Genomic DNA, 21,770 nt, shown 5'->3' with positions numbered 1-21,770 from the left:
AGGCAGTGCTTACTGCGTGAGTTTGGCTTTGGCTGCCTCCAGGCCAGGCTTGCCGTCAACGGTGGTGACCCCGGCCAGCCAGGTGTCGAGCACCTGCGGGTTGTTTTTCAGCCAGGCCTTGGCTGCGGCGTCGGGTTTCATCTTGTCGTCCAGGACGTTGCCCATCAGCTTGCTTTCCATGTCGAGGGTAAAGGACAGGTTCTTCAGCAACTGGCCGACGTTGCTGCATTCCTGTACATAGCCCTTGCGGGTGTTGGTGAGGACGGTGGCCTTGCCGTAGTCGGGGCCGAAGAAGTCATCGCCGCCGTCCAGGTATTTCATCTTGAAGCGGGTGTTCATCGGGTGCGGTTCCCAGCCCAGGAACACCACGGCGGTGTCACGGCGCTGGGCACGTTCGACTTGCGAGAGCATGCCGGCCTCGCTGGACTCGACCACCTTGAAACCGGCGTCCTTGAGGCCGAAGGCGTTCTTGTCGATCATGCTCTGGATGGTGCGGTTGCCGTCGTTGCCCGGCTCGATGCCGTAGATCTTGCCGTCCAGCTCCTTCTTGAACTTGGCAATGTCGGCGAAGTTTTTCAGGCCCTTGTCGTACAGCGCCTGGGGCACCGCCAGGGTGTACTTGGCGTTCTCAAGGTTGGCCCGAACGGTTTCCACGGTGCCGGCATCGCGGTACTGCTTGATGTCGTTTTCCATGGTCGGCATCCAGTTGCCGAGGAACACGTCCATGTTCTTGCCATCGGCCAGCGACTTGTAGGTCACCGGTACCGAAATCATCGTGGTCTTGGTCTTGTAGCCCAGCGACTGGAGCACGACGCTGGTGACCGCGGTGGTCACGGTGATGTCGGTCCAGCCGACATCGGAGAAGTTGACGGTGTGACATTGCTCGGGCTCTGCGGCCTGGGCCAGCACCGGCAGACTCAGCACTGCGGCCAGCAATAGCGAGGGTGAACCTTTCATTCGATGGACTCCTGGGTTTTTTTCTCGGATGTCCCACGGGACCGCCGTGCTTTATGGTTTGCATTCGGTCGGGCCTGACTATCGGGCGATAGCGGGACGGCTGCCGTGCAATCGAGTCGATACCGATCATCTAACAGCGAAAATCAAACGCCTACAGGGTGCGTCGTATCCAGTACAGACAGGGTCGCATCCAGTGTCGATGAGGTCGTTTACAGATTTATCCGGCCCTGTAAACGCAGTTTCGGCACTTGTGCACCGCAAAAAAACGGCGCACAAGCGCGGCTGACAGCTGGCGGCGTTGCTGGGCAAGAACGCGTCGGTTGCAGACGTCAGAGGTCCTGGCAAAAGCCTGATGATGCGCGGAATCGGCGGATTGCCGCCTATTCAGCGTAGCAGTTGCGACGCCCTTGGCTTGGGCTGCGGGGCTGCACATTCAGGCTGTACATTCAGGAGGTAGGTGGCATGGCCATCAGTGTGTTCGACCTGTTCAAGATCGGCGTTGGCCCATCCAGCTCCCATACCGTCGGGCCCATGCGCGCCGCAGCATTGTTCGTCCAGGGCCTGCGCGAGCGCGGCGAGCTTGACCAGGTGCGGCGCGTCGAAGTGCGCCTGTACGGCTCGCTGTCGGCCACCGGTATCGGCCACGGCAGCGACAACGCAGTGATCATGGGCCTGATGGGCGAATGGCCGGACGCCATCGACCCCGCGCAAATCGGTCCGCGCATCGCTGCACTGCGCGAAACAGACACCTTGCTGCTCGATGGCCGGCTGCACGTCGGCTTCGTCTGGGCCCGCGACATGCTGCTGCTCGACGAGAACCTGCCCTACCACCCCAATGCCATGACCCTCATCGCTGAAGGCGCCGCAGGCGAGCTGCACCGCGACACCTATTACTCGGTGGGCGGCGGCTTTGTTGTTGATGCGGCACAGGCTGCCAGCGGCGTGCTGGACGCCGACAACACAGTGCTGCCCTACGATTTCGACAGTGCCGTGGAGTTGCTCGAACTGTGCAAGCAAAACGACCTGCGCGTGTCGCAATTGATGATGGAAAACGAAAAGGTCTGGCGCAGTGAAGCAGAAATTCGCGCCGGGCTGCTGAAGTTGTGGCACGCCATGCAGGCCTGTGTCGAAAACGGCCTCAAATACGAAGGCATCCTGCCTGGCGGGCTCAATGTCAAACGTCGCGCAGCCAAGCTGCACCGCAGCCTGCAGGAACTGAACAAGCCCAATGTCATCGGCTCGACCCTGAGCGCCATGGAATGGGTCAACCTCTATGCCCTGGCGGTCAACGAAGAGAATGCCGCCGGCGGGCGCATGGTCACCGCACCGACCAATGGCGCGGCGGGGATCATCCCTGCGGTGCTGCACTACTACATGCGCTTTAGCGACGAAGTCAGCGAAGCCAACGTCGTCGACTTCTTCCTCGGCGCCGCCGCGGTGGGCATTTTGTGCAAGAAGAATGCTTCGATCTCCGGTGCCGAAGTCGGTTGCCAGGGTGAAGTCGGTTCGGCCTGCGCCATGGCCGCCGCCGGCCTTGCCGAGGTGCTCGGGGCTACCCCGGGGCAACTGGAAAACGCCGCCGAGATCGGTCTTGAGCACAACCTGGGGCTGACCTGCGACCCGGTTGGCGGGCTGGTCCAGGTGCCGTGTATCGAGCGCAACGCGATTGCCGCAGTCAAGGCCATCAATGCCGCGCAGATGGCCCTGCGCGGCGACGGCGAGCACTTCATCTCCCTCGACCGGGTGATCCGCACCATGCGTGACACCGGCGCCGACATGCACGACAAGTACAAGGAAACCTCGCGCGGTGGCCTGGCGGTCAGCGCCATCGAATGTTGAAACGCTGACGCGCCCTGCGCCGTTTTCGCCCACCTTCGGCCTGCGCGCCGCCTTTTGGCGCGCAGGCCTTTCCCGCCTCGAACAATCCGCTGTTACCCCCGTGCCTGGCGCCTTGGGTGACAGTTGCCGATGTCGTTTCTGGGCATCCTTCACACAAGTGCTACCGAATTGCTCACGCGTCCTACAGACCGGCGCTAGGCCGCTGGTTTGCGTTTATAACCGCGCCCGGCAACAAGGGCCATATAGACGCCGCGCGACGTCGTTTTTGGGTTTTGTTGAATGGCCATTCAATTTCAGGCATGGCATTTGCGTTGTGATTGGCAAAGCCCCTGCATCCGAATCGGGGCCGTGACAAAAAAAGCCCGTGCCTGCCTGAGGCACAACCTGCATTGTGTGAGGAGATACCGCGATGACGTCGTACAACTCCGGGACCCCAACCCAGAACCGCACGCCCCAATCCATCGGCTTCCTGCTGCTGGACAATTTCACGCTGATTTCCCTGGCTTCCGCTGTTGAGCCGCTGCGCATGGCCAACCAGCTGTCCGGTCGCGAGCTGTATCGCTGGAGCACCCTGAGCGTGGATGGCGGCCAGGTGTGGGCCAGCGACGGCTTGCAGATCACTCCCGATGCGGCAATGCACAAGGCACCGGCTATGGACACCGTGATTGTCTGTGGCGGTATTGGTATCCAGCGCACCGTTACCCGCGAGCACGTCACCTGGCTGCAGAGCCAGGCGCGCCAGTCGCGACGCCTGGGTGCGGTGTGCACCGGCAGCTGGGCCCTGGCGTGTGCCGGCCTGCTCGATGGTTTTGACTGCAGCGTGCACTGGGAATGCCTGGCGGCGATGCAGGAAGCCTTCCCGCGGGTGAGCATGAGCACCCGTTTATTCACCCTCGACCGCAACCGCTTCACCAGCTCCGGCGGCACGGCGCCGCTGGACATGATGCTGCACCTGATCAGCCGTGATCATGGTCGCGAGCTGTCGGCGGCGATCTCGGAGATGTTTGTCTACGAGCGCATCCGCAACGAACAGGACCACCAGCGCGTGCCGCTCAAGCACATGCTCGGCACCAACCAGCCGAAACTGCAGGAAATCGTCGCGTTGATGGAAGCCAACCTCGAAGAGCCGATCGACCTGGATGAACTGGCCGTTTATGTGTCGGTGTCGCGGCGCCAGCTTGAGCGCCTGTTCCAGAAGTACCTGCACTGCTCGCCGTCACGCTACTACCTGAAGCTGCGCCTGATCCGCGCCCGGCAACTGCTCAAGCAGACGCCGATGTCGATCATCGAAGTGGCTTCGGTGTGCGGCTTTGTCTCGACCCCGCATTTCTCCAAGTGCTATCGCGAGTACTTTGGCATTCCGCCGCGTGACGAGCGCGTGGGCTCTAATACTGCCCAGCAGGTGGCGATGATGCCGATTCCGCAGGCGCTGGTGCTGTCGCCGCTGGCCGGGCCGATGTCGGCGTTGAGCCAGGCGCGCAATGAGTCGACTTTTGCCAGTGTGAGGCTCTGATTCCGAGCTGAATTCATCGCGGGTCGAGCCCGCTCCCACAGGAGTTAGGTGATCTCTGTGGGAGCGGGCTTGACCCGCGATGCTTTTAGCGATTCTGGAATTGTGCCAATGCCGGCAACAGCTGTTTGTCGATGGCTTTACGAACGTCCGGCAGAATAGTCGCACTACTGGTGTACATCTGCTCGACCATGACCTTCAAGGCTTTGGCCCGCGGCTCACTCAAACCGCGTACCGCACACTCGCAGGCCTGTTCGGCACTGGCCCCGGCCGGCGTCTCGAAACCCAGCGCGCGCAGCTGGCCCAGCAGGTCGTCCTGATCAATCAAATCCGCATGCATCATGGTTGTTGTCCTTGTTTGCAGGTGTGATCGTCAGTCGATTCTGTGGGCCCGGGCGCACTGCGGCAAGGGCAGATTGTCGCAATGGCCGCTTTACCTAAGCACAGGTCGTTTTCGGGTAAATCGGCGGGGGAGGGAGGCTGCACACTGGGGCCATGCACAGAAAAGGAAGGTTTGGTCACCATCCGCTTGAAGCATGTTCATGCTCGCTCTTGGCCCCGGTTGCTTCACGGCTTGTCGGGGTTATTTTTTTGCTTTTGAATCATTGGCAACCCGATCACCCGGCCAACAAACTCGGCCGCCGGCAGATCAACCTGCTCATTCACGACCCCCTGCAAGCGCTCAAGCACCGCTGGTGCAAACGGTGTTGACCTCGGTCCGGCAAGGTCGACATGCAACAGCATCTGTTCACTGGCCGCCAGCGCTTCATCAAACCCCTCGCGATGCAGGCTGTGGTACAGGTGCAGGCGCTTGTGGTCAAAACCGATAACCTGGCTCTGCACCCACACCTGGGTGCCGAGCTTTACCTCATGCAAGTAGTTCAGGTGGCACTCCAGGGTGAACAGCGAGTGGCCGCTGGCGCTGCGGTTGTCGCTGTCCTGGCCGATGCGGTCCATAAACGCATCGGTGGCATAGCTGAAGATCAGCAGGTAGAAGGCATCGCGCAGATGCCCGTTGTAGTCGACCCAGTCTGCCTGGACCTGGGTCTGGTAGGTGATCAATGCGGGCATCGCTGCACTCCGGTCAGTCGCTGAAGGCCATGCCGTGCTTGGCCTTGGTGGTTTTTACCGCAGCCAGCACGGCCAGCAGGCAATCATCACGATAGCGCTCCAGCGCGCTGATGCTGCGCTCGCCCAGTTGTTCGCCGGTGCCTTCGACCACGGCGTCGATCAGGCCGTCGGTCAGTTCGGGCGCGGGCAGGTAGGTCCAGGGCAGTTGCAACGCCGGGCCGAACTGGGCCATGAAGTGGCGCATGCCGGCGTCGCCTCCGGCCAGGGTATAGGTGAGGAAGGTGCCCATGAACGACCAGCGCAAACCGGCGCCAAAGCGAATTGCGTCGTCGATCTCACCGGTGGTCGCCACGCCATCGTTGACCAGGTGCAGAGCCTCGCGCCACAGCGCTTCGAGCAGGCGGTCGGCGATAAAACCGGGCACTTCCTTGCGCACATGCAGCGGGCGCATGCCGAGGCGGGTGTAGACGGTTTTTGCCGCTTCGATGGCCTCGGGCGCGGTTTTGTTGCTGCCGACGATTTCTACCAGCGGCAGCAGGTACACCGGGTTGAACGGATGGCCGACCACGCAGCGCTCGGGGTGGGTCGAAGACTCGTAGAACTCGCTGGGCAATAGCCCTGAAGTACTGGAGCCGATCAGCGCATTGGGCTTGGCTGCGGCGCTGATCTTGCTGTGCAGGTCGAGCTTGAGGTCGAGGCGCTCGGGGGCGCTTTCCTGGATGAAATCGGCATCGCGCACGCATTCCTCGATAGTCGCCACAAAGCGCAGGCGCTGCTGCGAGGCGCCGGGCGTCAGGCCTTGTTGCTCCAGGGCCGGCCAGGCATTGGCGATGCGCTTGCGCAAGGCCGCCTCTGCTCCCGGCGCCGGGTCCCAGGCGACTACATCCAGGCCGTGGGCCAGGGCGCGGGCCACCCAGCCGCTGCCGATTACGCCGCTGCCCAGGGCTGCAAAAGTCTTGATCTCGGTGATAAAGCTCATCGGTTTCTCCAGCAGTCAGCGACGGGTCAGGTTCATTTTGGCGCGGCCTTCGGCAGGGCTCAGTACCCGTGCGCCAAGGCGGCTGAGAATCTCGCTGGCGCGTTCCACCAGTTGGCCGTTGCTGGCCAGCACGCCCTTGTCCAGGTACAGGTTGTCTTCCAGGCCGACCCGCACGTTGCCGCCCAGCAGCACTGCTTGCGCGGCCATCGGCATCTGCATGCGGCCAATGCCGAAGCCGGCCCAGGTCACGCCTGGCGGCAGGTTGTCGACCATGGCTTTCATGGTGGCGGTGTCGGCCGGCGCGCCCCAGGGGATGCCCAGGCACAGCTGGAACAACGGGTCGTCGAGCAGGCCTTCCTTGATCATCTGCTTGGCGAACCACAGGTGGCCGGTGTCGAAAATCTCAAGCTCTGCTTTGACGCCCAGTTCAGTGATGCGCCTGGCCCCAGCGCGCAGTTGCGCCGGGGTCGAGACGTAGATGCTGTTGCCGTCGCCAAAGTTGAGGGTGCCGCAGTCCAGGGTGCAGATTTCCGGCAGCAGCGCCTCGACGTGGGCCAGGCGCTCCAGCGGGCCGATCAGGTCGGTGCCGGCGCCGAACTCCAGCGGAGTTTCGCCCGGGCCGATCTCCAGGTCGCCACCCATGCCGGCGGTGAGGTTGACGATGATGTCGACGTCGGATTCGCGGATGCGCTCCATCACCTCGCGGTACAAGTTGACGTCGCGGCTGAAACGGCCGGTTTGCGGATCGCGAACGTGGCAGTGGACCACCGTGGCACCGGCTTTGGCGGCTTCTACGGCGGCTGCGGCGATCTGTTTCGGGGTGACCGGGACCAGGTGGCTTTTGCTGGCGGTGTCGCCGGCGCCGGTCAGGGCGCAGGTGATGATGACGTCGTGGTTCATGTGCGGTTTCCTTCGGGCGAGTTGGGGCCATCGCGGGTCAAGCCCGCTCCCACAGGGTCTGTCAGTTAGCGGTCAGTTGCAGGTTTTCGGCGGCCGGTTTGCCGTCAAACGTGGTCACCCCTTCAAGCCAGCGCTTCTGGTCTTGCGGGTGATCCTTGAGCCACTGGCGGGCGGACTCCAGCGCATCCTTGTGCTCGAGCAGCGGCTGCATCATGCGGCTCTCGTCTTCGGCGGTGAATTTCAGGTTGCTCAGCAGGCGATGGGCGTTCGGGCAGCGCTGGGCGTAGTCGGGGGCGGTAACGGTCCACACCGTGGCGCGGCCTTCGTCCGGGCCCAGGGCGTCTTCGCTGCCGCTGAGGTAGGCCATGTCGATGTTGACGTTCATCGGGTGCGGTGCCCAGCCGAAGAACACCACCGCCTCCTTGCGCCGTACCGCGCGGTCGACGGCGGCGAGCATGCCGGCCTCGCTGGACTCGACCAGCTGGAACTTGCCGAGGCCGAACTGGTTCTTGCTGATCATCGCCTTGATCTGGGTGTTGGCGCCGGAGCCTGGCTCGATGCCGTAGATCTTGCCGCCCAGCTCCTTCTCGAACCTGGCAATGTCGGCGAAGGTTTTCAGGCCCTTGTCGGCCAGGTAGCTTGGCACCGCGAGGGTGGCGCGGGCGTCATCCAGGCTCGGCTGGTCGAGGACCTTGACCTGCTTGGCGTCGATGAACGGGGTGATGGTCTGGGTCATGATCGGGTTCCAGTAGCCAAGGAACATGTCCAGGCGCTGGTCGCGAATGCCGGCGAAAATGATCTGTTGCGAGGCGCTGGTCTGCTTGGTCTTGTAGCCCAGGCCATCGAGCAGCACCTGGGTCATGGCGCTGGTGGCCATCACGTCGGTCCAGTTCACCACGCCAAGGCGCACGTTCTTGCAGGCGGCCGGTTCTGCGGCCATCACGTTGGTGCTGAGGATTGCGGTACCGACGAGCATCAGCAGGCTACGGCTGATCATTCTGTTCATGGTGGCTCCTCCAACGGCAGTTCTAATTGTTATAGGGGCGGCCTCTGCGTGCCGTGTGATCAAACTACGCGGCTGCCGTGGGTAAAAATCGCACTGTGGCGACCGGCACTTGCACAGTGGCGACCAGCGCGCTATTAACCCTGGATCCGTGGCCGTCGAGTCGTCGCTATGCCCCAGGATTTCCATTTCTTGCTGTTGCCGGGTTTCTCCGCGATCGGCTTCATTTCTGCGGTAGAGCCGCTGCGGGTGGCCAACCGCTTTCGCGGCGAGCTGTACCGCTGGCAGGTGCTGAGCATAGATGGCGGCGCGGTGCAGGCCAGCAACGGCATGTCGGTGAATGCCGACGCCGCGCTGCAGCCGTTGGGTAAGGGCGCTACCCTGCTGGTGGTGGCCGGTTTCGAGCCGCTGCGCAGCTTCGGCCCGGCCCTGCAGCACTGGTTGCGCAAGCTTGATCACGAAGGCGTGGTATTGGGCGGCATCGATACCGGCAGCGTGGTGCTGGCCGAGGCCGGTTTGCTTGAGGGTTACCGGGTGACCCTGCACTGGGAAGCGCTGGAGGCCTTCAAGGAAAGTTACCCGCAGTTGCAGGCGACCCAGGAGCTGTTCGAAGTCGATCGCCGGCGCATTACCTCTGCGGGAGGCACCGCTTCGATCGACCTGATGCTCGACCTGATCGCCCAGGCTCATGGCCCGGAGCTGGCGATCCAGGTGTCGGAGCAGTTCGTGCTCGGCCGGATTCGCCCGCGCCAGGATCACCAGCGCATGCAGATCGCCTCACGCTACGGGATCAGCAACAAGAAGCTGGTGCAGGTGATCGGTGAGATGGAGCGCAACACCGAGCAACCGCTCAACACCTTGGTGCTCGCCGAGTCGGTGCAGGTTACCCGGCGCCAGCTGGAGCGCCTGTTCAAGCTCTACCTGCACGACACCCCCAGCGGCTTCTACCTGCGCCTGCGCCTGGACAAGGCCCGGCAGTTGCTGCGCCAGACCGACCTCAGCGTGCTGGAGGTGGGCATCGCTTGCGGGTTCGAGTCGGCGTCGTATTTCACCCGTTGTTACCGCGGGCGCTTCCAGCGTTGCCCGCGCGAAGACCGCAAGGCCGCGGCGGTCAGCCTCAGCGGCGCTTGAGCAACAGCGCGCAGGCGCTCTTGTAGGCTTCGTGCTGGTACTTGTTCAGCGACGCCGGCAGTTCAAGGTCGTGTTTCTTCGCTTGGGCGCTGACGGTCTGCGGTGACACCAGCTCCACCTCGCAATTGTCCAGCAACTGCAGCACGCCCTCGATCTTGAAGGTGGTCGGGCCGCCGGCGAAATCGCCTTTCTTGCTGCGCTTTTTGATCGCCAGGTGGCTGATGCCCTGCTCGGCGATAAAGGCCCGGGCCTGGCGGGCAAAGGCTTTGACGCTATCTGCCAGTTCGTCGTCTTCCAGGGCGATTTTTTTCGTCGCCACGGCAAGGTGCACAGGGCTGGCGCCGTCCAGGGTGGCAACGGCAAGCAGCGCTTCGCTGCCTTTGATTTCAATTCCGCAGATTTTCATGCTGGTCTCAATCGGAGTTTGGCAGACCCAGGGACTGCAGGTATTCAGAGCGATCGTCGCTACGTTGGGCCAGGCAGGTATTCAGGGCCGCGTCGAAGGTCTTGCCCGGTTTTTCGTCGAAGGTTTCCACCTTGCAATCGGTATCGCGCAGTTGTTTCCACAAGGTTTCGGCGGCGTGCAAACGCTTGCTGACCTCACTGATCTTCGCGTCCTGCCCGGCATACTGTTCCTTGATGCGATCCAGCAGGTCGCTAAACGCGGCGTTGAGCTCACGTTCGGCGGTGGTGCGGCTGAACAGCGCGCAGTCGTAGTTCTGCTGGTCGGTCTCGACGTTGTCGCACGGCGTACTGTCTTCCTCACTGGCGTGGGCACCAACGGCTAGGGCCGCCAGGACCAGCCATACCATCGTTCTCATGCAGTCATCCTCTCCAGGGAACATGGGTGCCGATTCTCGCTCAGCGCCATAACCTTGAACAGCGTTACTCGACATTTGTCATGAAGCCTCACGGGTGCCACGCCCGCTTGCGTCAGTCTCTGTCCGGCAACAGCAGGTTGTCAGGTTCCTCCGGTGCAGCAAGCACTGGAACTGTCATTTTTTCCGGCCAATGTCCCAGCGTGTTCTGCACCTTTGTTCTGACTTTGGCGTAATCGGTTTTGAGCTGGAATCCGTTGGTCTGGACAAGATAGTTTTCAGCCATTCCAGGGCTGTTCAGCTTGTGGTTCAACCAGTCCTCACCTGACGGACATTCGATGTTCTCAAGTGTCAGATTGCGGGCAAACAGGTTGGTGGCACTTCGCACCACGACGAGCTCAATCCACACGCCTTTTCGCTGTGCAGCATCGGTGGTTTTGCCGACGGCAGCCTGCAGTGCCAACCTGGCGCTTTCGTTCAGCGACTTGGTGAGCCGGTTGAAGGCGGCAAGCACCTCATTCTTGTATGGCGGCACTGCCAAGGTGTTGCGCAGCAATTCGAGCAGTGTAAACGTCTTGTTTGGCAAGGGGAGGTCCTCAGTGGACGTCGCAGTGCGCAGCCACTGCATATGTGAAAGTCCGATGCCGTATTCGTGTCGCCATTCACCCACCGTGGCGTGTGGGGCTTTGTTTGAGATCAACTGAGCCAACAGTCCGGACTGCAGGATGTCCTGCTTCTCGCCCGTTGGAAGGCGTGTGTCGATCAGTACGAGTTGCGCCCCATTGATGTAAATGTCGTAGGAACTGTGCATTCTGTTCTATCCTCAACAATCAATACGTCGGCCGCCACGCGGCCGGCGCTGGTCCTCTTCAGAGCTCAATGCCGGCGAAGTAATCGTCTGCGCCTTTACCCAGGATTTCTTCAATCCGATTGCGTTGTTGGGCGTAATGAGCCACGTTCAGCTCAAACTTCGCCGCCGCGCGATAGATATCTACCTGGGATTTTTTAAACGTCCAGAACAGCACTTTTCTGGTCCTTACGGCTTTCTTGAAATCGATGCTCATCAAGATCATCGAAGGCTTGCCGCCGCCCGTTTCGGTGCAGGGCAGCGTCTGGAAAGTTGCATAACTTTCGGAAGCGCTGTTGTTTTCCAGAAGACTAAGAGCTTCGCCATTTTCGTTTGTGGCGATCAGTGCTTTTTCTGCGATTGTGACGAACTCCTGGGCACCGCCGGCGGCTGCGCGAATGATGTCCAGTGCGACTTTTTCCATGGAAAACGAGGTGGCGGAAGGCGAATACTGTTGCCGGGCATAGTTGATCGTGTTCCAGCCCATCATCTTCAGTGCTTTGTAGTATTCGTCGGTCCAGCCGCGCAAATTGGTCTCTTTCTGGAATCGTTTATCCGCAATCTGTTGGGCCAATGAAACACAGTTCATGACGTCAGTTGCATTTTGGGGGGACAGGCGGTCGGTCATGCCTACAACCGCCTCACCGACGACTGCACCGTTTTCCTTGCCGGGTTCGATGATGTCACCAGGCAACGAGGCGAACGAGCTGATCGCGGAGCGCGTGCGGCTCTGCGGTCGCAGGATGACTTCGGAAAAGTATTGATTTGCTTCAGATTGGTACATGGTAATTCCCTGGGTTATCCGTTCGTTGTGGGAGGGTCAACGATGGCAGGCAGCTGACAGCCAATCGAGCAGGAGTGAGTTCCTCCAAGGGAAGCGTTTGAAAGCGACTGCTAGTGAAGCCTTTGACGCTTTCGGTAAACCCCCTGTCGTTTTTGCATCTGGTTCACCTGTCGAGCAGGCATATGCTGGCCCCAAAGCGCCGGCAGACGATTCGGCGCAGGTAATGCCAATAAAGGGGACAGCCTGATGAGCCCAGCCGAATTACACGCCGACAGCATCGTTATCGACGGGCTGATCATTGCCAAATGGAACCGCGAGCTGTTCGAGGACATGCGCAAGGGCGGCCTGACCGCAGCCAACTGCACAGTGTCGGTCTGGGAAGGCTTCCAGGCCACGGTCAACAACATCGCCGCCAGCCAGAAGCTGATTCGTGACAACAGCGACCTGGTGATGCCGGTGCGCACCACCGCCGACATCCGCAAGGCCAAGGAACTGGGCAAGACCGGCATCCTCTTCGGCTTCCAGAACGCCCATGCCTTCGAAGACCAGATCGGCTACGTGGAGGTGTTCAAGCAGTTGGGCGTGGGTATCGTGCAGATGTGCTACAACACCCAGAACCTGGTCGGTACCGGTTGCTATGAGCGTGACGGCGGGCTATCGGGCTTTGGCCGCGAGATTGTCGCCGAGATGAACCGCGTCGGGGTCATGTGCGACCTCTCCCATGTCGGTTCCAAGACCTCCGAAGAAGTCATCCTCGAATCGAAAAAGCCGGTGTGCTACTCCCACTGCCTGCCTTCCGGGCTCAAGGAGCACCCGCGCAACAAGTCCGATGAAGAGCTCAAGTTCATTGCCGATCACGGCGGTTTCGTCGGCGTTACCATGTTCGCGCCGTTCTTGGCCAAGGGTATCGATTCGACCATCGACGACTACGCCGAAGCCATCGAATACACCATGAACATTGTTGGTGAAGACTCCATCGGCATCGGTACCGACTTCACCCAAGGCCACGGCCAGGATTTTTTCGAGTACCTGACCCACGACAAGGGCTACGCCCGGCGCCTGACCAACTTCGGCAAGATCATCAACCCGCTGGGCATCCGCACCGTGGGCGAGTTCCCCAACCTCACCGAGACCCTGCTCAAACGCGGCCACTCCGAGCGCGTGGTGCGCAAGATCATGGGCGAGAACTGGGTCAACGTGCTCAAAGACGTTTGGGGCGAATAAGCCGCCAGTAGCCGTCTTCCGACCCCTGCCACCGGCGCAGGGGCAGCCAACCAAATTTTCTGGAGTTCAGTTTCCATGGCCAAGATCGCCCCGCAATTGCCTATCGAAGTCGACAGCGAAACCGGTGTCTGGACCAGCGACGCCCTGCCGATGCTGTACGTGCCGCGGCATTTCTTCGTCAACAACCATATGGGCATCGAGGACGTACTGGGCGCCGAGGCCTATGCCGAGATCCTCTACAAGGCCGGCTACAAGTCTGCCTGGCACTGGTGCGAGAAAGAGGCCGAATGCCACGGCCTGCAAGGCGTGGCGGTGTTCGAGCACTACATGAAGCGCCTGTCCCAGCGCGGCTGGGGCCTGTTCAAGATCCAGGACATCGACCTCGACAAGGGCACCGCCAGCGTCAAGCTCGAGCATTCGGCGTTCGTGTATGTGTACGGCAAGGTCGGGCGCAAGGTCGACTACATGTTCACCGGCTGGTTCGCCGGGGCCATGGACCAGATCCTGGCCGCGCGCGGCAGCAACATTCGCACGGTCGCCGAGCAGGTCTACGGCGGTTCGCAAGAAGGCCACGACGACGGCCTGTTCATCGTCAAGCCGTTGTAAGTCGAGGATCCCGCCATGGCTTTCGAAGCAATGTTCCAGCCGATCCAGATCGGCAAACTGACCATCCGCAACCGGGTACTGAGCACTGCGCACGCCGAGGTCTACGCCACCGATGGCGGCATGACCACCGAGCGCTACGTGAAGTACTACGAAGAGAAAGCCAAGGGCGGCATCGGCCTGGCGATTTGCGGCGGCTCCTCGGTGGTGGCCATCGACAGCCCGCAGGAATGGTGGGCGTCGGTGAACCTCTCGACCGACCGCATCATTCCGCACTTCCAGAACCTGGCCGACGCCATGCACAAGCATGGCGCCAAGATCATGATCCAGATTACCCACATGGGCCGTCGCTCGCGCTGGGACGGCTTCAACTGGCCGACCCTGATGTCGCCATCGGGGGTGCGCGAGCCGGTGCACCGGGCCACCTGCAAGACCATCGAGCCAGAAGAAATCTGGCGGGTGATCGGCAACTACGCGCAGGCCGCGCGCCGGGCCAAGGAAGGTGGCCTGGACGGCGTCGAGCTGTCGGCGGTGCACCAGCACATGATCGACCAGTTCTGGAGCCCGCGGGTCAACAAGCGCACCGACGAATGGGGCGGCACCTTTGAAGGGCGGATGAAGTTCGGCCTGGAAGTGCTCAAGGCCGTGCGTGCCGAAGTGGGCCCGGACTTTTGCGTGGGCATGCGCATCTGCGGTGACGAGTTCCACCCCGATGGCCTCAGTCATGAGGACATGAAGGAAATCGCCAAGTACTACGACGCCACCGGCATGCTGGATTTTTTCGGCGTGATCGGTTCGGGCTGCGACACCCACAACACCCTGGCCAACGTCATTCCCAACATGAGCTTCCCGCCCGAGCCGTTCCTGCACCTGGCAGCCGGCATCAAGGAAGTGGTCAAGGTGCCGGTGCTTCACGCGCAGAACATCAAGGACCCGAACCAGGCTACGCGCATCCTCGAAGGCGGTTATGTCGACATGGTCGGCATGACCCGTGCGCACATCGCCGACCCGCACCTGATCGCCAAGATCAAGATGGGCCAGATCGACCAGATCAAGCAGTGCGTGGGTGCCAACTACTGCATCGACCGCCAGTACCAGGGCCTGGACGTGCTGTGCATCCAGAACGCCGCGACCTCCCGTGAATACATGGGCGTGCCGCACATCATCGAGAAAAGCACCGGACCCAAGCGCAAGGTGGTGGTGGTTGGCGCCGGGCCTGCGGGCATGGAAGCCGCGCGCGTGGCAGCAGAGCGTGGCCATGACGTCACCCTGTTCGAGAAGAAGGACGCCATCGGCGGGCAGATCAGCATTGCCGCCAAGGCGCCGCAGCGCGACCAGATCGCCGGTATCACCCGCTGGTACCAGCTGGAGCTGGCGCGCCTGAAGGTCGACTTGCGCCTGGGTACTGCCGCCGATATCGACACCATTCAAGACCTGCGCCCGGAGATCATCGTGCTGGCGGTGGGCGGCCATCCATTCATCGAGCAGAACGAACACTGGGGCGCCGCCGAAGGGCTGGTGGTCAGCAGCTGGGACGTGCTCGACGGCAAGGTGGCGCCGGGCAAGAACGTGCTGGTGTACGACACCATCTGCGAATTCACCGGCATGTCGGTGGCCGACTACATTGCCGACAAAGGCAGCCAGGTCGAGATTGTCACCGACGACATCAAGCCGGGCGTGGCCATTGGTGGCACGTCGTTCCCGACCTACTACCGCAGCATGTACCCCAAAGAAGTGATCATGACTGGCGACCTGATGCTGGAAAAGGTCTACCGCGAGGGTGACAAACTGGTGGCGGTGCTGGAGAACGAATACACCGGCGCCAAAGAGGAGCGGGTGGTCGACCAGGTGGTGATCGAGAACGGCGTACGGCCGGACGAGGCGCTGTACTACGGCCTCAAGGAAGGCTCGCGCAACAAGGGCCAGATCGACATCGAAGCGTTGTTCGCGATCAAGCCGCAGCCGATTCTCAGCCAGCCGGGCGAAGGCTACTTGCTGTATCGCATCGGCGACTGCGTGGCGCAGCGCAATACCCATGCCGCTATCTACGATGCACTCCGGCTTTGTAAGGATTTCTAAGGCAGCTGCAAGCGGCAAGCTTCAAGCGGTAAGCAAGAGCAGCGCGGTGTTGCCCTGGCTTGCGGCTTGAGGCTTGAGGCTTGCACCTGAAAGGTGCCTCTAAATGTTGAACACCCTAATCCCCATCCTCCTGTTCGCCGCCCTGGGCCTTGCTGTCCTGGGCGCGCTGCGGCGCGTGCGGATGTGGCGCCAGGGTCGGCCTTCGAAGGTCGATCTGCTCGGCGGCCTGCTGGCCATGCCCCGGCGCTATATGGTTGACCTGCACCACGTGGTCGCCCGCGACAAGTACATGGCCAACACCCACGTGGCCACCGCTGGCGGCTTTGTCCTGGCGGCGGTGCTGGCGATCCTGGTGCATGGCTTCGGTCTGCATAACAAGATTCTCGGCTACGCCTTGCTGTTCGCTACTGTGCTGATGTTTGCCGGTGCGCTGTTCGTTTACAAACGCCGGCTCAATCCGCCGTCGCGGCTGTCAAAAGGCCCATGGATGCGCTTGCCGAAAAGCCTGCTGGTGTTCGCCGCAAGCTTCTTCATCGCCACCTTGCCGGTCGCCGGGATCCTCCCCGAAGGCTTCGGCGGCTGGCTGCTGGTGGCGCTGCTGGGGCTTGGCGTGCTGTGGGGCGTGTCCGAGCTGTTCTTCGGCATGACCTGGGGCGGGCCGATGAAGCATGCCTTCGCCGGTGCCCTGCACCTGGCCTGGCACCGGCGTGCCGAGCGCTTTGGCGGTGGCCGTTCGACCGGGCTCAAGCCCATCGACCTGGAAGACCCGCAAGCGTTGCTGGGGGTAGAAAAGCCCAAGGATTTCACCTGGAACCAATTGCTCGGTTTTGACGCCTGCGTGCAGTGCGGCAAGTGCGAGGCCGTGTGCCCGGCGTTTGCCGCCGGCCAGCCGCTGAACCCGAAAAAACTCATCCAGGACATGGTCGTTGGCCTGGCCGGTGGTACCGATGCCAAGTTTGCCGGCAGCCCCTATCCTGGCAAAGCCATTGGCGAGCATGGCGGCAACCCGCACCAGCCGATCGTCAACGGCCTGGTCGATGCCCAGACCCTGTGGTCGTGCACCACCTGCCGCGCCTGCGTCGAGGAATGCCCGATGATGATCGAGCACGTCGATGCCATCGTCGACATGCGCCGCCACCTGACCCTGGAAAAAGGCGCGACACCGAACAAGGGCGCCGAGGTGCTGGACAACCTGATCGCCACCGACAACCCCGGCGGCTTCGCCCCGGGCGGGCGGATGAACTGGGCGGCGGACCTCAACCTCAACCTGCTCGGCGACATCAAGACCGCCGAGGTGCTGTTCTGGGTCGGCGATGGTGCCTTCGACATGCGCAACCAGCGCACCCTGCGCGCTTTCGTCAAAGTGCTCAAAGCCGCGCAAGTGGACTTCGCCGTGCTCGGCCTGGAAGAGCGTGACAGCGGTGACGTGGCCCGGCGCCTGGGCGATGAAGCGACCTTCCAGCAACTGGCCCGGCGCAATATCCAGACCCTGGCCAAGTACAGCTTCAAGCGCATCGTCACCTGCGATCCACACAGCTTCCACGTGCTCAAGAACGAATACGGGGCCTTCGGCGGCAACTACCTGGTGCAGCACCACAGCACTTACATCGCCGAGCTGATTGGCGCAGGCGCGCTCAACCTGGGCCAGCACAAGGGCGGCAGCGTGACCTACCACGACCCGTGCTACCTGGGCCGCTACAACGGTGAGTACGAGGCGCCGCGCGAGGTATTGCGCGCTCTGGGCATCGAGGTCAGGGAGATGCAGCGGTCGGGCTTGCGTTCGCGCTGCTGCGGCGGTGGCGGCGGAGCGCCGATTACCGATATTCCGGGCAAACAACGGATCCCCGACATGCGTATGGATGACATCCGCGAAACCGCCGCCGAGCTGGTGGCCGTGGGTTGTCCACAGTGCACGGCGATGCTTGAGGGCGTAGTCGAGCCCCGTCCGCTGATCAAGGACCTGGCGGAACTGGTTGCCGACGCCATTCTCGAAGAACCGGCGGCGGCGAGCAAACCCGCTCCGGCACAGCGTGAACCTGCGGAGGTGCACTGATGAGCGACATTATTCGCCGTGATCCGCGCGCCGAGTGGATCGCCCGCAACCGCCTGCACCCGCTGCACGCGGCCATGCAGCAGGGCCAGCAACACAGCTGGATGGGGCCTAACGGCATCATTCGCAAGAACCCGCACGGGGTCGGCTTCATCGGTCCCAATGGCCTCAAGCGCATCGACCGCAGCGGCGCCCAGCAGGGTGGCAGCAGCAAGCGCACGGCTGCGGCCGTGGTGCAATTGCCGCTGCACCAGGTGGCACAGCCGGCGTTCTACATCGCCGTGGTTCCAGACATGGTCGGCGGTCGCCTGGGCAGCCACGACCGCGACCTGCTGGGCCTGGCCCACAGCCTGGCCGGTAGCGACGGCGCGGTGCTGGCAGTGGTGTTTGGCGAACACAAGGAAAGCAACTTTTCCACAGCCGGCGTTGATCGCCTGCTGGTCATCGAAGGTGACGAGTTCGCAGGTTACGCACCGGAGCAGTTGGTGCAGGGCCTGCGCGCTGTGGATAACCAGTACAGCCCACGCCATTGGCTGCTGCCAGACAGCCGTACGGGTGGCGGCGAGCTGGGCCGGCGCTTTGCTGCGGCCATTGGCGAACGCCCGGCGACTCGGGTCTGGCAGGTCAAGGACGGGCAGTGCAGCGGCCGCGCCGGCGCTGGCCAGCAAGACCTGGTCCGCGGCTTACCGCGCTTGATCCTGGCAGCCGCCGAATGTGCGGAACCGGTCAGTGAAACCCGTCATGAAGCCTTGCCGGTGCAGTTATCCACAAGCACGGCGCGCAGCCTGTCGCGCATCGAGGACCTGGGCCCGGTCGCCGTTGACCCGGCAGCCATCGCCATGGCCGAGGCCGAGTTCATTGTCTCAGGTGGCAATGGCGTCAAGGACTGGGAGTTGTTCCACCGCGCCACCGTGGCCCTCGGCGCGACCGAAGGGGCCTCGCGGGTGGCTGTGGACGACGGCTTTATGCCACGCAACCGCCAGGTCGGTGCCACCGGTACCTGGGTGACCGCGCGGGTTTACCTGGCTGTGGGTATCTCCGGGGCGATCCAGCACCTGCAGGGCATCGGCGCCTGCGACAAGGTGGTGGCGATCAACATGGACCCCGGCTGCGACATGATCAAGCGTGCCGACCTGTCGGTGATCGGCGACAGCGCGGCGATTCTCCAGGCGCTGATCGAGGCTGTGGAAAACTACCGCAACGACGTCAAGCGCGATGCGGCCTGAGGGCAGGGGATAACTATGCACACCAAGGTCATCAGTCTGGTTTCAATCGGTGCCCACCCAAGCTCTGGCCGTACTCGGCGTGCCGAGCAGGATGCCCGGGCGGTAGAGCTGGGCCTGCAGCTGGCTGGGGATAACTTGCAGGTGCTGCACGCCGGCGACCCGCAGGAGCCGGCCTTGCGCGCTTACCTGGGTATGGGCCTGGAGCACATCGACGTGCTCGAACAGCCACATGGCGCCGATGCCCTGGGCGTACTCGGCGATTACCTGCGCGACGCTGGTGCTCAATTGGTGCTGACCGGCAGCCAGGCGGAAACCGGCGAAGGTTCGGGGATGCTGCCGTTCCTGCTGGCCGAGCGTCTGGGCTGGCCGCTGGTGGTGGGCCTGGCCGAAGTTGAATCTATCCACAATGGCGTCGCCCAAGTGCTGCAGGCTTTGCCACGCGGTCAGCGGCGGCGTCTGAAGGTACGCCTGCCGCTGCTGGCGACTGTGGATAACGCCGCGCCCACGCCGCGCCAGAGCGCCTTTGGCCCGGCCCGGCGCGGGGTGTTGGCAGCGCGCCAGGTGGATGTCGTCGAAGACGAGTTATTCACAAGCGCCGAGCTGCAGCCGGCCAAGCCACGGCCCAAGCGCCTGAAAGTGATCAAGGCCAAGAGCGGCGCCGACCGCATGAAAGCTGCTACCGCCAAGGCCAGTGGCGGTGGTGGGCAAGTACTCAAGGACCTCTGCCCCGCAGACGGCGCGCAAGCCATCCTCAAGCTGCTGGTGGAAGAGGGCGTATTACGCTGACAGTTGCTCACAAAGTCTGTTGGCCGATCTGTGGATAAAGTGTTCGTGTATGGCTGCAGGGCACGCATTGCGTGCCCTTCGGCGTTATGGTCAAAAAATGATCAAGCTAAGTTGTGGATTTTTCGAGGTTTTCTCCCTCTGGCTCGGCTGAGTTTGCCCACAATCGCTGTTGGCGGGTCTGTGGATAATATGTTCGCCCATGGCTGAGAGGCCCGTGTGGCAAGGGCTGCGAACGGTTGATCAAAAACTAGCCAATTGCCGTGTTTATGCCTGCCCACGCCCGTTTTTTCAGTTGTTCAGGGCGTTATCCACAACGCTTTTTCACCGCTGCGACTTTTGCACACAAAGTCTGTTGGCGTCTCTGTGGATAAGGTGTTCGCCTTCCGCTGTGAGCCTTTTATTTAAAGGCGTGCAGAGATTTGATCAAATATTGATCAATAAAATTTAGTGGGAAAAACAACGACTTGCCCACATTAGCTGTGGGCTGTCCTGTGGATAAAGTGTTTGTTCTATCGAGGGCCCCAGTAAGGCCGGGGTGTTGCGGGGTATGGTCAAAATTTGATCAGCTCCCACAGGATTCACAGGTACCTACAAATCCGGTGGGAGCGGCGGTGCGACGCCTCGACTTGCCCCGCGATAAGGTTACTGCGCAGCCACACCCTTCAGATAAGGCGCCGGCGCCGCCCCCAGGTTGCTCAGCATCCGCTCGCTGTACCAATCAACGAAATTAACCACGCCAAACTCATAGGTCTTCGAATAAGGCCCGGGCTGATACGCCGTGGAGTTGATCCCACGCTGGTTCTCTTCAGCCAGGCGCCGGTCTTGGTCGTTGGTGGCGTCCCACACCTGGCGCATGCGCGCCGGGTCGTAGTCCACACCTTCAACCGCATCCTTGTGCACCAGCCACTTGGTGGTGACCATGGTCTCCTGGGCGCTGATCGGCCACACAGTGAAGACGATGATGTGATCGCCCATGCAGTGGTTCCACGAGTGCGGCAGGTGCAGGATGCGCATCGAGCCGAGATCCGGGTTCTTGATCCGGCCCATGAGCTTCTGGCAGCCCTGCTTGCCATCCAGGGTCATCGACACCGTGCCCTTGAGCAGCGGCATGCGCACGATACGGTTACGCAGGCCGAAGCTTGCGTGGGCGTAGGGGATCTTCTCGGCATCCCAGGCGGCAGCCGAGGCGGCGACGTGGTCCTTGAACGCCTGGTCGGCGCGTGGGTCGGTGACGTCGTCCCATTCCAGCAGGGTTTTCAGCAGTTCAGGGTGCGAGCCGCTGCAGTGGTAGCACTCGCGGTTGTTTTCCAGCACCAGCTTCCAGTTGGCCTTCTCCATCAAGGTGGTTTGCACCGCCACCTTGGTGTTCTCCATGTCGTAGGGTTCCATGTAGTGGGTCAGGGTGGCGAGGAAGTCGTCAATCGCCGGCGGGTTCTCGGCCAGGCTGATGAAGATGTAGCCACCGGCGGTCTTGACGTTCACAGGCTTGAGGCCGTACTGCTTCATGTCGAAATCGGCGCCCATTTCGGTGCCGGCAAACAGCAGGCGGCCGTCCAGCTCGTAGGTCCACTGGTGGTAATGGCAGACCAGCTTGGCGACCTTGCCCTTGTCGCTGGTGCACAGGCGCGAACCGCGATGGCGGCAGACGTTGTGGAAGGCGTGCACCTGGCCTTCGGCACCGCGCACCACCAGGATCGGGTTCTTGCCGATCTGCAGGGTGATGAAGTTGCCCTTGGTCGGGATTTCACAGGTCATCCCGGCGATCAGCCATTCCTTCTGGAAGATTTCTTCCATGTCGATCTGGAACAGGCGCTCGTCGCAGTAGAACGGCTGTGGCAGCGAGAAGGTCCGCTCGCGGCTCTGCAGCATCTCGGCGGTGGCCTTGCGTGCAGGTTCCAGTGGATCGCCCAGACTCAAAGTTGCGGTGACGTCCATCGTGTAGGTCCTCATGGCCAGTGCTTGT

Annotated in this window: 20 protein-coding genes; 9 read left to right on the top strand and 11 right to left on the bottom strand. The window is 62.1% G+C overall.

Annotated elements, in window-relative coordinates:
- Positions 1-9 precede the first annotated feature (9 nt).
- Entirely contained in the window at positions 10-957 is a 948-nt protein-coding gene (locus LOY34_RS25385) for a choline ABC transporter substrate-binding protein (protein ID WP_093378641.1), read from the bottom strand.
- Positions 958-1,419: 462 nt separating this feature from the next.
- Between LOY34_RS25385 and LOY34_RS25380 the strand changes: the two genes are divergently transcribed.
- Both LOY34_RS25380 and LOY34_RS25375 read left to right on the top strand, forming a co-directional pair.
- On the top strand, positions 1,420-2,796 hold the full coding sequence (locus tag LOY34_RS25380; protein ID WP_195885211.1) for an L-serine ammonia-lyase: 1,377 nt from the start codon (positions 1,420-1,422) through the stop codon (positions 2,794-2,796).
- A gap of 409 nt (positions 2,797-3,205) precedes the next feature.
- Positions 3,206-4,309 carry a GlxA family transcriptional regulator gene (locus LOY34_RS25375; protein WP_093378649.1) on the top strand — a complete coding sequence of 368 codons (1,104 nt, stop codon included), beginning with the start codon at positions 3,206-3,208 and terminating at the stop codon, positions 4,307-4,309.
- 85 nt (positions 4,310-4,394) lie between these two features.
- Here LOY34_RS25375 and LOY34_RS25370 read toward each other — a convergent pair whose 3' ends face one another.
- The 5 genes from LOY34_RS25370 to LOY34_RS25350 all read right to left on the bottom strand — a co-directional run bounded on the left by LOY34_RS25370 (position 4,395) and on the right by LOY34_RS25350 (position 8,262).
- Positions 4,395-4,649 (bottom strand): hypothetical protein, encoded by a 255-nt coding sequence (locus tag LOY34_RS25370; RefSeq protein WP_093378659.1) that lies wholly within the window; start codon positions 4,647-4,649, stop codon positions 4,395-4,397.
- Between the two features lie 224 nt (positions 4,650-4,873).
- Positions 4,874-5,377: a thioesterase family protein gene (locus LOY34_RS25365; protein WP_258664077.1), complete on the bottom strand. Its 504-nt coding sequence runs from the start codon at positions 5,375-5,377 to the stop codon at positions 4,874-4,876.
- A gap of 13 nt (positions 5,378-5,390) precedes the next feature.
- On the bottom strand, positions 5,391-6,356 hold the full coding sequence (locus tag LOY34_RS25360) for an L-carnitine dehydrogenase (protein WP_195885209.1): 966 nt from the start codon (positions 6,354-6,356) through the stop codon (positions 5,391-5,393).
- Between the two features lie 15 nt (positions 6,357-6,371).
- A complete protein-coding gene (locus tag LOY34_RS25355; protein WP_195885208.1) occupies positions 6,372-7,256 on the bottom strand; it encodes a 3-keto-5-aminohexanoate cleavage protein in 885 nt (294 codons plus the stop codon).
- A 61-nt stretch (positions 7,257-7,317) separates the two neighbouring features.
- Positions 7,318-8,262, bottom strand: a complete 945-nt coding sequence (locus LOY34_RS25350; protein ID WP_093378675.1) for a choline ABC transporter substrate-binding protein — start codon at positions 8,260-8,262, stop codon at positions 7,318-7,320.
- Between the two features lie 168 nt (positions 8,263-8,430).
- Between LOY34_RS25350 and LOY34_RS25345 the strand changes: the two genes are divergently transcribed.
- On the top strand, positions 8,431-9,390 hold the full coding sequence (locus LOY34_RS25345) for a GlxA family transcriptional regulator (RefSeq protein ID WP_195885207.1): 960 nt from the start codon (positions 8,431-8,433) through the stop codon (positions 9,388-9,390).
- Here LOY34_RS25345 and LOY34_RS25340 read toward each other — a convergent pair.
- The 4 genes from LOY34_RS25340 to LOY34_RS25325 all read right to left on the bottom strand — a co-directional run bounded on the left by LOY34_RS25340 (position 9,377) and on the right by LOY34_RS25325 (position 11,839).
- Positions 9,377-9,796 carry a DUF3010 family protein gene (locus LOY34_RS25340; RefSeq protein WP_195885206.1) on the bottom strand — a complete coding sequence of 140 codons (420 nt, stop codon included), beginning with the start codon at positions 9,794-9,796 and terminating at the stop codon, positions 9,377-9,379. The genes LOY34_RS25345 and LOY34_RS25340 overlap by 14 nt on opposite strands.
- 7 nt (positions 9,797-9,803) lie before the next feature.
- On the bottom strand, positions 9,804-10,211 hold the full coding sequence (locus tag LOY34_RS25335) for a lysozyme inhibitor LprI family protein (protein ID WP_195885205.1): 408 nt from the start codon (positions 10,209-10,211) through the stop codon (positions 9,804-9,806).
- A 112-nt stretch (positions 10,212-10,323) separates the two neighbouring features.
- Complete coding sequence (locus tag LOY34_RS25330) at positions 10,324-11,019, bottom strand: hypothetical protein (protein WP_195885204.1); 696 nt, start codon at positions 11,017-11,019, stop codon at positions 10,324-10,326.
- A 58-nt stretch (positions 11,020-11,077) separates the two neighbouring features.
- Complete coding sequence (locus tag LOY34_RS25325) at positions 11,078-11,839, bottom strand: hypothetical protein (protein WP_195885203.1); 762 nt, start codon at positions 11,837-11,839, stop codon at positions 11,078-11,080.
- Positions 11,840-12,085: 246 nt separating this feature from the next.
- Here LOY34_RS25325 and LOY34_RS25320 point away from each other — a divergent pair, with 246 nt between their 5' ends.
- The 6 genes from LOY34_RS25320 to LOY34_RS25295 all read left to right on the top strand — a co-directional run bounded on the left by LOY34_RS25320 (position 12,086) and on the right by LOY34_RS25295 (position 19,807).
- A complete protein-coding gene (locus LOY34_RS25320; protein ID WP_123565301.1) occupies positions 12,086-13,063 on the top strand; it encodes a dipeptidase in 978 nt (325 codons plus the stop codon).
- 75 nt (positions 13,064-13,138) lie between these two features.
- Positions 13,139-13,669 carry a 4-vinyl reductase gene (locus tag LOY34_RS25315; protein ID WP_195885202.1) on the top strand — a complete coding sequence of 177 codons (531 nt, stop codon included), beginning with the start codon at positions 13,139-13,141 and terminating at the stop codon, positions 13,667-13,669.
- A gap of 15 nt (positions 13,670-13,684) precedes the next feature.
- Positions 13,685-15,745 carry a dimethylglycine demethylation protein DgcA gene (dgcA, locus tag LOY34_RS25310; protein WP_195885201.1) on the top strand — a complete coding sequence of 687 codons (2,061 nt, stop codon included), beginning with the start codon at positions 13,685-13,687 and terminating at the stop codon, positions 15,743-15,745.
- Positions 15,746-15,848: 103 nt separating this feature from the next.
- Positions 15,849-17,798: a dimethylglycine demethylation protein DgcB gene (dgcB, locus tag LOY34_RS25305; protein WP_195885200.1), complete on the top strand. Its 1,950-nt coding sequence runs from the start codon at positions 15,849-15,851 to the stop codon at positions 17,796-17,798.
- Complete coding sequence (locus LOY34_RS25300) at positions 17,798-19,021, top strand: electron transfer flavoprotein subunit alpha/FixB family protein (RefSeq protein ID WP_258664076.1); 1,224 nt, start codon at positions 17,798-17,800, stop codon at positions 19,019-19,021. Before dgcB ends, LOY34_RS25300 begins: the two co-directional genes overlap by 1 nt.
- A 15-nt stretch (positions 19,022-19,036) precedes the next feature.
- Entirely contained in the window at positions 19,037-19,807 is a 771-nt protein-coding gene (locus LOY34_RS25295) for an electron transfer flavoprotein subunit beta (protein WP_195885198.1), read from the top strand.
- Between the two features lie 642 nt (positions 19,808-20,449).
- Here LOY34_RS25295 and gbcA read toward each other — a convergent pair.
- A complete protein-coding gene (gbcA, locus tag LOY34_RS25290; protein ID WP_115084934.1) occupies positions 20,450-21,742 on the bottom strand; it encodes a glycine-betaine demethylase subunit GbcA in 1,293 nt (430 codons plus the stop codon).
- Positions 21,743-21,770 lie beyond the last annotated feature (28 nt).

It is taken from the genome of Pseudomonas sp. B21-009, assembly GCF_024749345.1.
In the GTDB taxonomy this organism is placed as follows: Bacteria; Pseudomonadota; Gammaproteobacteria; order Pseudomonadales; family Pseudomonadaceae; genus Aquipseudomonas.
Note: the sequence above shows the minus strand (reverse complement) of the source record. Positions and strands in the feature narration are given on the sequence as shown.

Coding starts and splice junctions, on each gene's coding strand:
- LOY34_RS25360 (WP_195885209.1), bottom strand. CDS start 6,356: ATGAGCTTTATCACCGAGATCAAGACTTTTGCAGCCCTGGGCAGCGGC.
- LOY34_RS25365 (WP_258664077.1), bottom strand. CDS start 5,377: ATGCCCGCATTGATCACCTACCAGACCCAGGTCCAGGCAGACTGGGTC.
- LOY34_RS25315 (WP_195885202.1), top strand. CDS start 13,139: ATGGCCAAGATCGCCCCGCAATTGCCTATCGAAGTCGACAGCGAAACC.
- LOY34_RS25320 (WP_123565301.1), top strand. CDS start 12,086: ATGAGCCCAGCCGAATTACACGCCGACAGCATCGTTATCGACGGGCTG.
- LOY34_RS25370 (WP_093378659.1), bottom strand. CDS start 4,649: ATGATGCATGCGGATTTGATTGATCAGGACGACCTGCTGGGCCAGCTG.
- LOY34_RS25355 (WP_195885208.1), bottom strand. CDS start 7,256: ATGAACCACGACGTCATCATCACCTGCGCCCTGACCGGCGCCGGCGAC.
- LOY34_RS25345 (WP_195885207.1), top strand. CDS start 8,431: ATGCCCCAGGATTTCCATTTCTTGCTGTTGCCGGGTTTCTCCGCGATC.
- LOY34_RS25300 (WP_258664076.1), top strand. CDS start 17,798: ATGAGCGACATTATTCGCCGTGATCCGCGCGCCGAGTGGATCGCCCGC.
- LOY34_RS25325 (WP_195885203.1), bottom strand. CDS start 11,839: ATGTACCAATCTGAAGCAAATCAATACTTTTCCGAAGTCATCCTGCGA.
- dgcA (WP_195885201.1), top strand. CDS start 13,685: ATGGCTTTCGAAGCAATGTTCCAGCCGATCCAGATCGGCAAACTGACC.
- dgcB (WP_195885200.1), top strand. CDS start 15,849: ATGTTGAACACCCTAATCCCCATCCTCCTGTTCGCCGCCCTGGGCCTT.
- LOY34_RS25335 (WP_195885205.1), bottom strand. CDS start 10,211: ATGAGAACGATGGTATGGCTGGTCCTGGCGGCCCTAGCCGTTGGTGCC.
- LOY34_RS25330 (WP_195885204.1), bottom strand. CDS start 11,019: ATGCACAGTTCCTACGACATTTACATCAATGGGGCGCAACTCGTACTG.
- LOY34_RS25375 (WP_093378649.1), top strand. CDS start 3,206: ATGACGTCGTACAACTCCGGGACCCCAACCCAGAACCGCACGCCCCAA.
- LOY34_RS25385 (WP_093378641.1), bottom strand. CDS start 957: ATGAAAGGTTCACCCTCGCTATTGCTGGCCGCAGTGCTGAGTCTGCCG.
- LOY34_RS25350 (WP_093378675.1), bottom strand. CDS start 8,262: ATGAACAGAATGATCAGCCGTAGCCTGCTGATGCTCGTCGGTACCGCA.
- LOY34_RS25340 (WP_195885206.1), bottom strand. CDS start 9,796: ATGAAAATCTGCGGAATTGAAATCAAAGGCAGCGAAGCGCTGCTTGCC.
- gbcA (WP_115084934.1), bottom strand. CDS start 21,742: ATGGACGTCACCGCAACTTTGAGTCTGGGCGATCCACTGGAACCTGCA.
- LOY34_RS25295 (WP_195885198.1), top strand. CDS start 19,037: ATGCACACCAAGGTCATCAGTCTGGTTTCAATCGGTGCCCACCCAAGC.
- LOY34_RS25380 (WP_195885211.1), top strand. CDS start 1,420: ATGGCCATCAGTGTGTTCGACCTGTTCAAGATCGGCGTTGGCCCATCC.